Here is a 15,580-nt window from a genome sequence, read left to right on the forward strand (position 1 = left end):
TCCATGACGACTGACATTTCAATTACCGTAAAACCCGCCGACGAAAAAAACACTGCCCTCATTGACGCTGAAATCTTGCACGCTCTCGATAAAAAAGGAATCCATGCGTCAAAAAGCGATGTCACCAGTGTTTTCGTAAAAAAATCCATCGATGCCCGCCACGGACAGATAAAAATTCTCTTGCGCTACAAGGTCTACATTGGCGAAAAGCCCAACGGAGACGGAGAATTTTTGCCCACTTGGAAAAAGGCTGACGGAAGGCACTCAGTCGTCATCGTAGGAAGCGGCCCCGCCGGATTATATGCCGCATTCAGGCTTTTGGAAGACGGAATCAAGCCGATTTTAGTTGAGCGAGGAAGCTGCACGGACGAGCGAAAGGGCGACATCTCAAATCTTGAAAACGAAGGAAAACTCAACGCCCAGTCAAATTTCTGCTTCGGGGAAGGAGGCGCCGGCACTTTCTCAGACGGAAAACTCTACACTCGAAGCAACAAAAGGGGCGACATCGGAAAAATCTACCGCATTTTCGTGGAATTCGGCGCGCCTGAGCGAATCATGACCGACGCCCATCCCCACATCGGCACGGACAAACTTCCCGGAATCATCAGCGGCATGAGAAAAAAAATCATCGAACTGGGCGGGGAATTCCATTTCGACACCCTCTGCACTGATTTGATTATAGAAGAGATTTCCGGATCAAGCCCGACAATGACAAAAACGCAAACGCATCTCACCGTCAAGGGAATCCGCACGAAAAATCTCAAGACCGGGCAGGAATCCCAGCTGTCAGGAGATGCGGTGATTCTCGCAACAGGTCATTCTGCCATTGACATCTACAAGATGATTGCAAAAATCTCTCCCGAATCCCTTGAGGCAAAGACATTCGCCGTGGGAGTCCGCGTTGAGCATCCCAGAAGCCTTATCGACTCAATCCAGTTCCACGGAAAGGCAATGCCCGAAGCGGCAGAATACCGCCTGACCACTCAGGTTGACGGTCGCGGCGTCTACAGTTTCTGCATGTGCCCCGGCGGCTACATCGTTCCCTGCGCAACGGCAGAAAACCAGATTGTCATCAACGGAATGTCAGGCTCAGGACGGAACAGCAAGTGGAGCGATGCCGCAATCGTTGTGGAACGCCGTCCCGAAGACATCCCGGAAGAATTCGTCCAGAAAGCAAAGGCTGACGGCTGCCCCGCCCTCGCAGGCCTTTACTGGCGCACCTGGCTCGAAGAAGAAACCTTCCGTCAGGGAAAGGGCCAGTTCGCTCCGGCTCAAAAACTCACGGATTTTTTAAGTCACAAAGATTCAACGGCCCTTCCCGAAACCAGCTACAAGCCAGGGGTCGTTGCCAGCCGATTGGACAAATGGCTGCCAGAAGAAATCCGCAACCGCCTTGAAAAAGGTTTCCGCGACTTCGACAAGAACATGCACGGTTTTGTATGCGACCAGGCCCTCCTCATCGCCACAGAAAGCCGTACCAGCACCCCGGTCAGAATTCTCCGAAACAAAGAAAGCCTTGAATGTGAGGGAATCGCAAATCTCTATCCTTCAGGCGAAGGCTCAGGCTATTCCGGTGGCATCGGCTCATCAGCCATGGACGGGGAAAAGGTCGCGGCGAAGATTTGTGAGAAATTGAAAACGGAACATTAAGGATTATGACAAAAGACGACTTGATTTTTCTTATCAATACAAAAAAGGAATTTGAATTCACTTACCACGGAAAAAATTACAATCTCACCTACGACCGCGATGATGCCGGAAACGACCTGATTGTCTTCGGCGAACGCTTTCAGGGGAAAAAATACGCCTCCTTCGGCGAGTTCATGAACGAAGCCCGCATTGAAAACCACTTCTTCCGGGAAATGATCGACATCCTGTCGTGACAAGAATGACTATTTCCTCAAAACATCCACCGTGTGGGAGCTTGCTCCCAGCAATTCCGGCCGCTCACAAATTGACATCTGATAGTCGATAAAATGACGGAAACTTTCTTCGTCCAGGGCATTGAGCTCCCGCCGCATGTAGTCGGCCGCTCCGTCGGGGGCGAAAGTCTTAACCCGCTCAAGACTGGCCTTTTCATTAAGCCTGGTCATATCTTCCAGGCGGGTGTAGCTGTACAAATCCTCGTCTATGTTGGTAATCGTGTGAAAATCTTTTGTCAGCCTGCCTTTTTCCAGCACTTCCTTGATTTTTCCTTCTTTAAAACAATAGCTTAAAACGGCGTACTCGTTCATCACATAGGCAACGAGGATAAATCCTCTCTTTTTTGTGACCCGCTTAGCTTCGTTTAAGGCGGCAAGCCGGTCTTGGTCAGAGTGCAGGTGATACATGGGGCCGAAAAGGAGCGTGATGTCAAAAGTCTCGCCGCTTAAAAAATGCAGGTCGCGGGCATCTCCCTGCCAAGCTTTCACATTTTCATGCTTGCCCCGTAAAATTTCAAGGTTATGCTCAACCAGCTCCACCGCCGTCACGTCAAATCCTTCGCGGCTTAAGGCCACGGAATAGCGGCCGGTTCCTGCCCCCACATCGAGAATCTTGATTTGAGCGTTTTCCCGGCCGCCCCGCAAAAGCTCCATGCAATCGTGAATATGCTTCATGGAGACGGTGAATTCCACGATTCCGTGCCTTGTGGTGAGCCTGTGGTCTTCTTTGAATTTGTTGTAATATTTTTCTAAGGGTGTCATTTAGCGAACAAGCCTTTGAAGAAAGAAATCACGCTTACCACGATTGAAGAGCCGCCTACGAAAGTTCCGATTGAGCTTCCCAAACTTGAAAGGAAGAAAACGAGAAGCACCCGGAGAAGGCGATTTTTGTAAAAGCCTTTCACGCTTGAAACATCGTCCATCACACTTTCCATGTCGGCCACTTTAGGCTTACAAACAAAGGCCTGCACGATTCCGGCGAACATTCCCACGCCTACAAGAGGACAAAGTGAAGTAAAAGGAGCGCCCACGGCCGCCATAAGAACAGTAAGGGGATGACCGCCTGCAATCAAAGCTCCTATTCCAGCCAGAATTGCGTTCCAGAAAACCCAGGCACCAAGCAAGTCCGCGCCCTTTTTCATGCCGCCGTAGACAAAGCCCGCCACAATCAAAGCCATTATAATCACGGGAATGGCCCAGCCAAGAATTTTCGCGCCGATTTTTTTTGCGGGAAGGGAACTAATCTCGGTCGTGTCCGTGCCTTCTGCTCCGGCCGCGATTTTCTCAAGGTGAGCCTGCACGCCCGGTAAATGCCCCGCGCCCAAAACAGCAATCACACTCTTTCGACCATCTTTTTGCACCGCCTCCCAAATATGGGCCGCCAGGTAAAAATCCCGCTCGTCAATCAAAACTTCTTTTACGCCCGGCATGAATTGGGCAAGCTCGTTCATCATGCCGTCCATCTCGCTCTTGTTCTTGAGATTTTCGATTTCATCGCCGGAAACTTCTTCTTTTGAAGCCGCGCTGGCAAGCAAAGCAGAAAGCAGCTTGATTTTTCCGTAGCCGGAATTTTTTGCCCAGGCCCGGCGAAGCGTCGTCTGAATCGGGCGGTCAACCATCTCGCAAGGAATATTAAGCTCTTTTGCGGCCTCAATTCCCGCGCGCATTTCGTCACCCGGCTTCACTCCCACATTGGCGCCCATTCGCTTCTGAAAGCTGGAAAGCACCAGGTTTGCCAGGAGCAAAAATCCCTTCTTTTCCCGCAGGACTTTGATTATGTCAAGATTTTTCCAAGATTCACTGTCGTTCAATGAGGCATAACGCTGCTCGTCAAGCTCAATGGCGACGCAGTCGGGCTTTTTTTCGACAATGGCGGCCTTTACTTCATCGCAGCTGGCCTGGGAAACATGAGCCGTTCCCAGCAAAACTATTTCTTTTCCGTTAAGATTCAAATTAATCTGTGACAAAACTTAAACTCCCTTTTCAGCCCATTCTGCAAGCCGGAATTCAAAGAAATCCGCACCCTTTATAGAAGTGACTTCGGCATAGTATTTGTGTGCAATGCTGGAGTTTCCCTTTATATCCCAATAAAGTGCCAAATAATAGAGGTATTTGCCTTTTTTCTTTTTGCTTTCTTCGTTCTGAACTTTAAGAGCCAGCGTCGAGTCACCGGCCATATCATGGAACAGGCGCAATGAAAGATACTCAAAGGAATTTTTATCCATGCCCTTCATTGCCTTTTCTGTAAACTGCTTACACTCCTGAGGCTTTTTCATTTTTTGCAGGCAGGCAGAAATCATCAGTGCATAAGAAGCATTGTTCGGATTTGCCTTGTATGCAGCCTCAAATGCTGATTTAGACTCTTCATAATTTCCCTCATGCCATGCCAACATTCCGATTGACTCATAGGCATAGTAATAATTCGGATTTTTCTGAACGACTTTCTTGTAATATTCGTAGGCAAGGTCTAATTTATTCTGCTCATCGTAAAGCCCGGCAAGATATGCATAACCCAAAAAATAATCAGGTTCAAGCTCTGTCGCCTTTTTCCATGCTTTTTCTGCCTCTTCAAATTTTCCTGCCCCACGGTGAAAAGTTCCCAAATCAAAATAATAGTCACTGTTATCAGGCTCAATTTCAATTGCTTTAGAAAGATATTCTACCGCCTTTTTATAGTGCCTGGCCTCAGCCTCAAATTTTGCAAGATATGAAAGTGCTGGCGCATAAGTAGGATCAAGCTCAAGAATTTTGTTGAAGCTTTTTTTAGAATCATCATCCCGCTGGAGATAATAAGACATTTTTCCGTGTCCAAAAAGAGCCTCGATATTGTTTGGATCTCCTTTCATAGCTTTTAGGTAATAATCACGGGCATTACGATAATTCCGCTTCATAGCCTGTTCATTTCCCAATTCTATATTTGCGTCAGGATTATTCGGCTGAATCGCGATAATCTGCTTGAGATACTGTTGTTTTTTAGTTGTGTTGTTTTTCTGTTTTGCAATCATCGCATTGAGAAAAAGCACATCGATATTTTTGGGAGATTTTGACAGAAGTTCCGAGGCAATTTTGTCAGCCTCGCCAGTTTTCCCCGCAGACAAAAGAAGTGATGCGTGCAATGACTTTAAATCGACATCATCTTTTAAATCAGCAGGCATTTTCTCAAACAATGAGAGCGCATCCGAAAGCGTACCCGTTGAGAGTATTTTATCAAGCTGTTGTACGAATTGATTCGCTGAACTTGAGGCTGCAAAAGCCGGTGCCGTACACAAAAATACTCCTCCCAAAATTAATGTGCCGACAAGTTTTGAAACAAGTGATTTTTTTAGAAATTTCATCATAAGTCCTTAATAATGATTTTTAGACAGATTTTTCTGCCCTCTTTTAACTTTCCGCTCGGTTTGATAAACTGAATAAAATGTACAAGCATCCTATCAGAAAATCGTTCGGGCTTTTCGTCCTTTATTCTATTATAATTATCGGAATTTTCGTTCTCCAATTTAGAAATGAATCCGTTGTTTCAAAAAACACCGGTTTACTCTCCATTTCGCTCGCACAATCGCAAAGTCAGGAAGGAAACATTTCCCTCAAAAACTCCCTGCAAGTTTCTTTCAAAGGTATTTCCTTTACGGCCGATGAAGTCACTCCAGCAACATTAACTCTTCAAAGTGAGCATGGGCCTTCTTCCGAAAACCTCTCTCTCCTTTCTTATGAGCAGAGAACGCCGCTTTCATACACTTTCACTTTTACTCATGATGTCGAGCTTACATTTGCAGTTTCCGGCATTGACTCTTCGGCAGCCCTCACCATAACTGCGAGTCTTCCAGAAGGAGCATCCGGACTCCACTTACATTACAAACCAAGTTCGGGCTTTTCCGTTACTGAAAAAACGCGCTCAAAGCTGATTCTTAACTCAAGGAATCTTACCTATGCATTCACCGCCGCTCAAATCAGCGACAAAGATATTTTCCTTTCTTCAACAAATTCAACTTCCTATTATGTAGCATACGATGCTTCAGTCGTATTCAGCTTTATCTCTCTCGACTCAGACATCATTATATCAAAAAAATCAACTTATGAGTCAAATATCCGTGATTTCAAAGCGAACCTTATAAACTCCGTGGAATCTGCCCTCAACTCTTCGCAATCACTCTCGGAAAAAAGCATCATAGCTTATGTGGCGGAAATGGCTTCACAAGGACGATATGCCGAAGCCATAAAAAACATTCCAGATTCATTCAAAAAAGGCAACAAACGAACATATCTCTCTGCCCCATATTTCGATACTCTTGAGGCAATGTATCCAAGCCTTGAAATGCACAATTCCAATATGAACGAGATGATAGAAAATGCTCTCTCAACTCACTCACTTTCTATTTTCAGTGTTGACGGGCTCGCAGAATATCTCAACATTCTTCCTGACAATGAAAAAATTCATGAGCTGCTTTCTATTCCCCAAGCATATTTTGAAGACGAAGCTTTGAGCGAACAAGTAAAACTCTCGAATGCCTCTGGAATCCTCAGCACTTATATCGAGCTTTCTAGCCTTCATTCGCCGCTTGCAGATGAACTTTTTTCTTCTGCCGAAGCATGTCTTTCAATCATCGAGGGAAATTGTGTTCTCTCGGATGCTTCTTCACTGTCTCTTATGGAAAAAGGCTCGCCCGTGTCAAATTTCCTTGCGCTCACAACAGGAAACGCACTCCGAAAGTGGGGTGAATACAACAATGCTCCTGAATACACTCAGGCAGGATATGCCCTCATTAACTCGGTTCTTTTAGGCAATTCTCTGGACAGCATCACGCTTGCAGATGCATATCCAATATTGAGCAACAATCCTTTCTATCCGCATTACCGGCTCTTGCTGCGCGAAAAAGAAAACACAGTCTGGGCCTGGACTTGCGCACCTTTCTTCACAGCCACAAACCAGAACAATACAATTACCTTGAATTTGCAGTTTACAAAAACCGAAACGAATTATGCCATTATCAGTGGAATCAACCCCTTTGCTGAAATCGAAATTTATGGTCTGTCATTCCATTCTGACCCTCGATTTGAAACATACAACTCATCAGGATTTATTTATCGCGAACAAAAGAAAACGCTTTTCCTGAAGTCAAGGCACAAATCCGAGACAGAGGTTGTTCGGCTCAGTTACCGCTAAAAAAATCTCAAATTTTTCTAAATTTATGAGCAAATTTTAAAAATATATGATATACTATTACTCAAATGCCTTGAGAACATTTTTCCTTGTGTTTTCAAGGCTGTGGAGTTTTTGTGAGCAAGAAAGATTTTCCTAAAATTCATTTTTACGATCAGGATTTTGTCGATATCTATGACAAAACCTGGAATTGGCTTTCCGATTCATGGATTGACCCAAAAACAAATGAAGTCTCTCCCGATGGTTTTTTTATTCATCAAAATGACGGTCGATTTATCATCGATCAGGCAGAATCTATCTTCTCAACTTTCTTTTTAGTCTACTCAAATAAAAATTATACCGCAGAAACAAACCTCGACTTTTTCTATGGTAAACAGGAAGCGAACGGTGCAATCCGATGGCGCTATGATCTCAAAAGTGGCGCGCCTATCGTAGACAGCGAAAATCCAGAGGGAATCGGGCTTCCTTTATACGCATGGGCAGAATTCAACTTGTACCACAAACTTGCAAACAAACGCCGCGTAAAAGAAGTCATGCCAGTTCTTGTCAATTATATGAACTGGATCGACCAGAACTTCAAAAAAGAAAACGGTCTCTATTCTGTGCCTGCAAAAGCATGCGGTCTTGAAAATTCTCCCCGCTCAGGAACTTTCTATCCAATTGATTTCAATGCTTGTATGGCAATAAATGCCCTCAACATGAGCTCCCTCGGTGATATTCTCAACGACAAAGAGTTAAGTTTCCAATATAAGCGAATGTATTTCAGTCTAAAAACTCGAATCAATTCCCTTATGTGGAACAGCGAAGCAGGATTCTACAACGACTTGGACGAAAACGAAAACCAGCTTCCACAAAAAACAATCGCTGGATTCTGGCCGCTTCTTGCAGAAATCCCAAATGCAGACAAAGCTGACACTCTCATCGCTCATTTGTCAAATCCTCAAACTTTTGGAACAGAGCATCCCTTCCCAACGCTCAGTGCTGACCATCCTGAATTCAGTGAAAATGGCGAAGGTTACCGCGGATCGGTTTATCCCACATACAATTTCATGATAATTAAAGGTCTCGAAAAATATCAACGGTATGATTTGGCACGAGAATGTGCAATCCGTCACTTGTATTTCATCCTTGAGGGATTGCAGCCCGCAGACGGAAGCAAGGGCGACTTATACGAAGCTTACCTGCCCTGCAAAGAAGGTTTCGCAACAAAATCAGATGACAGCTCATTCCCGCGCAAACACTGCATGATTACAATCGGTCTTTCTACCATCGCGCTCATGATTGAAAATGTCATCGGCCTTTCAATCTCACTTCCGCGCAAAACCGTAGACTGGATTATCCCGAACCTCGAAATCATGGGAATCGAAAAGCTTTCTCTCAAACGCAATCTCATCACGATTCTCAGCCACAAAACACCTCGCGGCTGGGGAATCCAAATGGAAAGCGAAAAACTCTACTACTTTACGATTAACATCCTCAACCAAAAAAAGAAAACGCTTCCGATTCCATCGGGCAAATGCTCAATGCTTATCGACAAGCTTTAATCTGCTGTTTTTCAGCACACAAAAAAAGGGCTGTTCCAAGTGAACAGCCCTTTTGCTTTATTTAGCGGCCTTTTCGTTTGCCTTTTTCTCTTCTTCCGCTGCATTTCGCTTCATGTGCTCAATGACAGACTGAATATTGTTGACCATGAGAATCGGCTGACCAGTAGCGTCAAGGGCATCGCGCCAGAGAGCGCCTTCCGGATCGACCATGTTGCGCTTGCGGGTAACCATCTCGGTCGGAATGATGACATATTTGTCGTGTACGAGACCGACGACACACTTTGTTTTGCCAGCCATTGCAGCATGAACAGCGTTGTTTCCAAGTCGCTCACAATAGATTGAGTCATTTGCCGTGGTGACAGCAGAGCGAACCTGATAGCTTGGGTCAACATATTTAAGATTGACATGAATATTCTTTTGAGCGAAATATTCGTTGATTCGGTTACAAAGATAAACACCGATATCAGAAAGGCGCTTGTTTCCAGAAGCATCTTTTTCGTTGGTAGCCTGCATGTGCTCCTGACCAGCACCTTCCGCAACGATAACGACCGCATGACCGCGCTTTTCAAGGCGTTTCTCAAGGTGGGAGAGGAAGCCGTTGGGACCGTCCATATCAAAAGGAACTTCAGGAATAAGACAGAAGTTTGTCTCGTGGCTTGCCAATGCCGTAGAAGTTGCGATAAAGCCAGACTCGCGTCCCATGAGTTTTACGACACCAATGCCGTTTACCTGTGATTCTGCTTCCATGTGGATTGCGTCAACTGCCTTTCGAGCCGTTTCTACAGCCGTCTCAAAACCGAATGAGCGGTCGATAAAAAGCAAGTCGTTGTCAACGGTTTTTGGAATACCAACGACAGCAACTTTAAGGCCCCGCCTTTCGATTTCGCGGGCAACATCAAGGGCTCCTCGCTGAGTTCCGTCACCACCAACGATAAAAAGCATGTTCAAACTGAGGGACTCAACGCAATCAACGATATCAGTAACGCGATTGCCACCGCCACGGCTTGTGCCCAAGAATGAACCACCGTTCTTGTGGATATCATCAACTACTTTTGGAGTGAGTTCGATTGTATCGTATCCAGAATCAGCAAAAAATCCCTTGAAACCATAACGGAATCCACGAATTCGTTTGACACCATAGCGATACCAAAGGCAGCGCACGACAGCGCGGATAACATCGTTTAAGCCAGGGCAAAGACCGCCACAAGTACAAATACCCGCATTTACATGAGCAGGATTAAAATAAATGAATTCACGAGGGCCTGCTTTCTGAAGCAGATTACCCTTTGTGCACTCATTTTCAGTCGAATTAACATCAAAAACATTTACCTTATAGCGAACAAAAGATGTGTCCCGGACATAGTTTGCCCGGAATTCACCATGCTCTTTTGAAAGTTCAATAGGTGAAGGAACCTTACACTCACCAAGCTGTTCAATCGTAAAATCAAATTTCTCTTCCATGATTGCTCCTCTTTTAAGATGTTATTTTAAACTGATTTAAATAATTTATCAATGAAAACATACATATTTTCAAAAAACTTGACAAATCCCTCTTGTCATAATAAACTAATGATAGTTAGTCTTATAGAACAAAAAGTTCAATGGGTGGGAAAATGGCTAAATCAGATAAAGTTACTCGCGAGAAGATTATCCTCGCATTCCTGGATTCTTGCTTTGCAAAAAATGCGGGCGGAACTTCACTTTCAGATGTCGCTGACCGTCTTGGCATCAAAAAAGCATCGCTTTACAATCACTACGAAAGCCGTGACGCAATGGTGGAAGACTGTATCCGTTGGTGCGGCGATTATTTCCGAAAAACATATTTCATTCCAACCGACATCGATTCAATTTCTCAGCGATACCCTGCCGAAAATGTGATGAAGGCCATCGTAAACCGCTGGTTCAAGATGAACGAAAAAGAGCCGCTCATTCAGATTTATTCATTCATTGAGAGCGAAAAATACATTTCGACCGCCGCGGCAAAAATCTCTCAGGAAACACGAGAAAAACTGGTAAATCAGACAAAACAGGCTCTCCGCAGCCTTGCCAACGCAAAAAAAATCATCGACCTTGAAGAAAATGACCTTGAAACCCTGTCAAAGATGTTCGCTTCCCTCACGGTATCAAGTCTGGACTCTTACATCGTCGCAAAAAAGATTGAAATCCGCTCAAATCCAGAAAGCGGCGAAGGCTCTCTCTTTGAAAGCAAGGGCGACCCGGACTACAGCGAAATCGACGAACTGGTCACCACTTTCTGCTCAATGTTGAAATAATTTCTCATTGCTAATTTCTCATTGATAATTTATAATTAAATGGTGTCTACCTTATACATCGTTGGAACGCCGATTGGTAATCTCGGTGATATTACATTTAGGGCTGTAGAGACTTTCAAATCTGTTGATGTTGTTGCCGCGGAAGATACCCGGCACACGCTCCAGCTTTTGAATCATCTCCAAATAAAAAAGCCCCTCGTTTCCTGCCGGTCTCAAAATGAAGAGCAGGCAAGCGAAAAAATCATCAAGATGCTGGACGAAGGTCAAACGGTGGCTTATGCAAGCGATGCGGGCACTCCGGGCATTTCCGATCCTGGAGCGATTCTTGCGGGCTTGGCTCGAAAGGCAGGGCATACAGTAGTTCCAATTCCTGGGGCAAGTGCATTTGCTTCCCTTGTGAGCGTTGCGGGCGCGGGCGGTAAAACTCTGGTCTTTGAAGGCTTTCTTTCCCCCAAACCAGGGCGGCGCCGAAGCAGGCTCAGGGAGCTCATGGAAATGGAAGCGGCAATAGTTCTGTACGAATCTCCGTTCAGAATTACTAAACTTTTAACGGATATTGCCGATATTGATAGTGAACGGCGTGTGGTCGTCGGGCGAGAGCTCACGAAGCTGCACGAAGAGATAGTAGAGGGGACTGCTCAAGAAATACTTGAAAATTTTGCGTCAAGGAGCAAAATTCAGGGTGAATTTGCAGTATTTATCTCAAAATCTTCGAAAAATTCTAAAGATTTTTCAGAAGATGCCGATAATTAAAGAGTAAAAGGCAGGTTAGCTATGATGATTGGAAGAATTGACAATGTAAATCCTCTTAACAATGTTCAGAATACTCGTCGCACACAAGCTAAGGAAAATACATACTCTACAGCAGATCAGGTCAGCGTTTCTGATGAAGCAAAAGCAGCAGCAGAAGCTTACTACCTGAATCAAGTTGCGGCAGAAACTCCGGACATTCGTCAGGATCTCGTTGCCGCCATCAAAGAAAAGATTAAGGATCCAAACTACTTGAATCAGGCTGTTATTGCTTCAACAGCCGACAGAATTCTTGCAAGCTATGGGCTTTAATCAAAGGGCAACGGTGTCGCTTACAGAAAGACGGAATTTTTCCGTCTTTTTTTATTGCTAGTCATCAGTCAAAGGATTCAAAAATGGCAGATTTTTCATTCAAAGTTTCACCAAATATTCTTTTAGGTTCATACGCATCCAGCAGAATCGGGCAAGCAGTCGCCTCTTACGGCACGAAATTCATGTTGATTTTAGATCCGATTTTACGAGAAAACGGCACTTCTCAAAAAATCACAAACGCCCTAGACGACAAAAAAATCGACTATTTTATTTTTGATGAGCTTTCAAACAATGGGGATTCTGAAATTCTGGGGCGTACCCTCAAACTAGCCCGTGAAGCACATGTACAAGGCGTAATTGCTGTAGGTGGAGGAAAGCCGATTAGCATTGCCCGCGCGACATGCGCCCTTTTCAACGAAACGCACGATTTATATGATTTTCTTGACGGGACAGCGCCCACGGCAAATCCTCTCCCCTTTATTTGTATCCCAACCACAATCCGCGACGCATTCGTCTTTACGGATACAATTCCTTTAGTTGACGCACGAAGTTCAACGCTAAAACTTTTAAAAGCACAGTCTGGAATCGCAAAACTTGTTCTTTTTGATCCGACTCTCATAGTGACTCTTACCGAAAACCAGACAGACTCAATGTCACTCGAAACGCTTTGCCTGGCAACAGAAGCCTATCTCTCACAACGAGAAAATTTCTTCAGCAACATGATTGCCGAAAAATCCGTTGAACTCTTGACTTATGCACTTGACGGAAGCCAATCACTCACGATTACTACCCCACGGGAAGAATTGCTCTCACAGGGAGGTTGTATGGCTTCTCTCGCGGCTGCAACTTCTTCAATCGGAATCGCATCCTTACTCTCAATGTGTATTAATGCACGCTATAAAATTTCCCGCTCACTTATCACGACGATTTTGTTCCCCTATATGGTTGAAGAATGTGCAAAATTCAAAGCAGACCGTATCGCAAATCTCGCAAAAAAAATAGGAATCGCACAGGCAGAGCAATCAAGCGAAGAGGCGGCTCATGCTTTCGCCGAAAACATCCGCCAAAGAATCGCAAAGGCAAATCTTCCGGCCCGACTCAAAGATTTGTCTATTTCACTGGAACAGCTCGCTCTCGCCGCAGAGGACGCTGGCCAGCTGGATATAGTCAATTCTCTTCCCCGCAGCATGAACAGCGATGATTTGTTCGGATTGATTAAAACAGCATTCTAGCAAATTGAAAATCGAAAACGGGAAACTGAAAGTAAATTATGATTGAGCCTCACAAACTGAACCAACTGCAGCCGGGACAAAAACGAAGAAAACTCGCCCTTACATTCGGCGCACTGGAACGAGATGTTGACGGAATTCCCGAAAAGGGCAATGAGTACAATTTTAAATCAATGCCCCGCGCTGACTATATTAAAAAACTCATTGAAATAGTCATTCAAGACCCGGAACTTCCACAAGCAAGCAAAAATCAGCTTGAGGAAGTGCTTCAATCTTCATCTTTTGACGAAAAACGCGCCTGTAATCTGGCACGGAATAATCTTCTCGCAATAATAGGAACATTCCCCGCCGAATGGGATTTAATCATCGCCCCCCACGCATCCCCCCTGGACGAAAAAGGGCTTGTAAAGCAGCGGGATTTCTTTCATGGAGTCTATGTGTATGCTGAGGATATCCGCTCGCCTTTCAACTGCGGCTCTATTTTCCGCACAGCAGAGGCAATGGGAGCCGAAAAAGTCTTAATCTCCCCAATGTGTATAGATCCCAATCACCCCAAGGCACTTAGAAGCGGCATGGGCTGCATCGAAACTCTGGGATTTGAGAGAAAAAGCCTTGATGAGCTTGAAGAATTTGCAAAAGAGAATGATTTACCGATTTTTGTGCTGGAAACTGGCGGCAAGCCAATAGAAGAATTTAAATTTCCAAAAAAAGGGATTTGTATTATCGGGTCAGAAGAATTGGGCGTAAGCCCGCAGGCACTTTCAAAAGCCACTTACGGCCGGGTAACAATTCCCATGAAAGGACTTAAGGCTTCGCTGAATGTGGGCGTGGCTTACGGAATCTTGATGCAGGCCTGGGTTAATCAACTTTAAATGCAGACGAAAGTTTACCGGAAATCTTTTGAAGCTGAGTCTCGCTACCAATCCCGAACAATTTTAGGACATCCAAATCAAACTGATAGTAATCGACTTCATGAGTCTCGTAATGAGAAATCATGTCTGCAAGATAAACAAGAGAAGTAAGCTTTTTACTTGCTGGCGGAGCCATATCTGGCTCGTGATGATGACGAATAACCGTAATGATGATATCTGGGAAATTCCATTTTTCGGCGATAAGCGCTCCAACTTCACTATGATTCACGCCTGCAAGCAATTTTTCAAAAATATCAGTGGAAATATTTCGCTGACGACAGATATCTTTTATGCTGTCGATAAAATCAGGATGTGCCGTTGCAAAAACCAATTTGCCCATGTCATGCAAAAGACCACAGATGTAAGAATCGTCGATAATTTCTTTGTCAGAGGCACAGAAGTTTCGGGCAAGATTGTATGCGTAGAATGCGACACGATATGCGTGAACCCACAGAGTTTTTTGAGACTTGCCGCCAATATTATCAAGTTGTTTTATAGAGCCGACAGAAAGCAGCATGTTTTTGATTCCGCGGATTCCAACAAGTTTTACTGCGTCGGCAATACTTCGGCAAGGGGAAGCGAGGGCAAATGTAACCGAATTTACCAAACGAAGCAAATCCGCCGTAAGTGAAACATCACTGGAAATCGCCATGGCAATTTCACTCATCTTGGAATTTGAATCGTTGATAAGCCTATTGATTTTTGTGATACTCTCTGGGAACTGAGGAATTTCCTCGATAATTTTAACGAATTCATGGGAAGCCGTATTAAGCGCCCGCTGTGTTTTTTCGTTGATAGGAAGAATGATTCTTGTAATCGTCTCGCCATTTTCACTGAGAATTTGGAAATTTTCTTCGGTGAGACCAATTTTTTCAAGCATAAGAATCATAATGATAATGCCTAAGCCTGCGCCTTCCGACAAATCAACAATCTGCGTCATTGCCTGATCAACTGAAGTGTATTGCTGGGCCCGGCTCACTTTATCATGCATTCGCTTGTATTCGCGGAAAGTAAGCTCAGCGTTGTTGCGGACTTCGATTTTAATCTTGTTATTGCGCATTTGAAGAATCAGTTTTACATAGAGCCCGCCAGATTTTTGAAGACCAAGATAATAGCGGATATTATTCAGTGTGTCTTCTTTAAAACTCTGCATACCTTTTTCGTAGTCAGCATCGTTAAAAAGGTCAAGATTTTTTTCTTTGAAGTAAATTCTTTTTGTATTGGCTTTTTTTGCATTGGTCACAAGCTCATTGAGACAATACTTGAGATATGTCTCCATGTGTTCCTGCCCAAGCTCTGACAAAAATGCCGCGAGCACTTCTTCCATATATTCTGACATTTCACGAGGCAAAGTGTATGTTGTGATAGAAAGCGGAATTCCAGCCCGAATTGCCATTTTAATCTTAGAATTATCAAGATTGACTTTCTGAGTCTTCTGCGCTTGCTGCATAGGACAAATTATAACACAGTTAAGACTTTTT

Annotated in this window: 14 protein-coding genes; 9 read left to right on the forward strand and 5 right to left on the reverse strand. The window is 44.5% G+C overall.

All coding sequences use genetic code 11. The annotated features are described in order from the left end of the window. The first annotated feature begins 3 nt into the window (after positions 1–3). On the forward strand, positions 4–1,650 hold the full coding sequence (locus tag B2089_RS04185; RefSeq protein ID WP_296326053.1) for an NAD(P)/FAD-dependent oxidoreductase: 1,647 nt from the start codon (positions 4–6) through the stop codon (positions 1,648–1,650). Between the two features lie 5 nt (positions 1,651–1,655). Beyond that, positions 1,656–1,883, forward strand: a complete 228-nt coding sequence (locus B2089_RS04190; protein WP_296326051.1) for a hypothetical protein — start codon at positions 1,656–1,658, stop codon at positions 1,881–1,883. 9 nt (positions 1,884–1,892) lie between these two features. Here B2089_RS04190 and B2089_RS04195 read toward each other — a convergent pair whose 3' ends face one another. From B2089_RS04195 to B2089_RS04205, 3 genes are read right to left on the reverse strand one after another with little or no spacing between them, the layout of a single operon-like run. Next, positions 1,893–2,684: a class I SAM-dependent methyltransferase gene (locus B2089_RS04195; protein ID WP_296326049.1), complete on the reverse strand. Its 792-nt coding sequence runs from the start codon at positions 2,682–2,684 to the stop codon at positions 1,893–1,895. Further along, on the reverse strand, positions 2,681–3,889 hold the full coding sequence (locus B2089_RS04200; protein WP_296326047.1) for a TraB/GumN family protein: 1,209 nt from the start codon (positions 3,887–3,889) through the stop codon (positions 2,681–2,683). The genes B2089_RS04195 and B2089_RS04200 overlap by 4 nt, the downstream gene beginning before the upstream one ends. A gap of 3 nt (positions 3,890–3,892) precedes the next feature. Then, positions 3,893–5,260 (reverse strand): tetratricopeptide repeat protein, encoded by a 1,368-nt coding sequence (locus B2089_RS04205; RefSeq protein ID WP_296326045.1) that lies wholly within the window; start codon positions 5,258–5,260, stop codon positions 3,893–3,895. A 77-nt stretch (positions 5,261–5,337) separates the two neighbouring features. Here B2089_RS04205 and B2089_RS04210 point away from each other — a divergent pair, with 77 nt between their 5' ends. After that, complete coding sequence (locus B2089_RS04210) at positions 5,338–7,083, forward strand: hypothetical protein (protein ID WP_296326043.1); 1,746 nt, start codon at positions 5,338–5,340, stop codon at positions 7,081–7,083. 113 nt (positions 7,084–7,196) lie between these two features. Next, positions 7,197–8,624 (forward strand): MGH1-like glycoside hydrolase domain-containing protein, encoded by a 1,428-nt coding sequence (locus tag B2089_RS04215; protein ID WP_296326041.1) that lies wholly within the window; start codon positions 7,197–7,199, stop codon positions 8,622–8,624. 57 nt (positions 8,625–8,681) lie between these two features. Here B2089_RS04215 and B2089_RS04220 read toward each other — a convergent pair whose 3' ends face one another. Next, positions 8,682–10,085, reverse strand: a complete 1,404-nt coding sequence (locus B2089_RS04220) for an ATP-dependent 6-phosphofructokinase (RefSeq protein ID WP_296326039.1) — start codon at positions 10,083–10,085, stop codon at positions 8,682–8,684. A gap of 152 nt (positions 10,086–10,237) precedes the next feature. Between B2089_RS04220 and B2089_RS04225 the strand changes: the two genes are divergently transcribed. From B2089_RS04225 to B2089_RS04245, 5 genes are all read left to right on the forward strand, one after another. Continuing rightward, positions 10,238–10,897 (forward strand): TetR/AcrR family transcriptional regulator, encoded by a 660-nt coding sequence (locus tag B2089_RS04225; protein ID WP_296326037.1) that lies wholly within the window; start codon positions 10,238–10,240, stop codon positions 10,895–10,897. A gap of 42 nt (positions 10,898–10,939) precedes the next feature. Beyond that, complete coding sequence (gene rsmI / locus B2089_RS04230) at positions 10,940–11,650, forward strand: 16S rRNA (cytidine(1402)-2'-O)-methyltransferase (protein WP_296326153.1); 711 nt, start codon at positions 10,940–10,942, stop codon at positions 11,648–11,650. A gap of 21 nt (positions 11,651–11,671) precedes the next feature. Continuing rightward, positions 11,672–11,959, forward strand: a complete 288-nt coding sequence (locus B2089_RS04235; protein ID WP_296326035.1) for a flagellar biosynthesis anti-sigma factor FlgM — start codon at positions 11,672–11,674, stop codon at positions 11,957–11,959. Between the two features lie 83 nt (positions 11,960–12,042). Continuing rightward, positions 12,043–13,191 carry an iron-containing alcohol dehydrogenase gene (locus B2089_RS04240; protein WP_296326033.1) on the forward strand — a complete coding sequence of 383 codons (1,149 nt, stop codon included), beginning with the start codon at positions 12,043–12,045 and terminating at the stop codon, positions 13,189–13,191. A gap of 38 nt (positions 13,192–13,229) precedes the next feature. Further along, the gene (locus B2089_RS04245; protein ID WP_296326031.1) at positions 13,230–14,060 is read left to right on the forward strand and encodes a TrmH family RNA methyltransferase; all 831 of its coding nucleotides are present in this window, start codon (positions 13,230–13,232) and stop codon (positions 14,058–14,060) included. Here B2089_RS04245 and B2089_RS04250 read toward each other — a convergent pair. Further along, a complete protein-coding gene (locus B2089_RS04250; RefSeq protein WP_296326030.1) occupies positions 14,047–15,549 on the reverse strand; it encodes an HDOD domain-containing protein in 1,503 nt (500 codons plus the stop codon). The two genes, B2089_RS04245 and B2089_RS04250, sit on opposite strands and share 14 nt — an antisense overlap. Positions 15,550–15,580: the final 31 nt, after the last annotated feature.

This window comes from Treponema sp. UBA3813, assembly GCA_002368605.1.
Classification (GTDB): Bacteria; Spirochaetota; Spirochaetia; order Treponematales; family Treponemataceae; genus Treponema_D.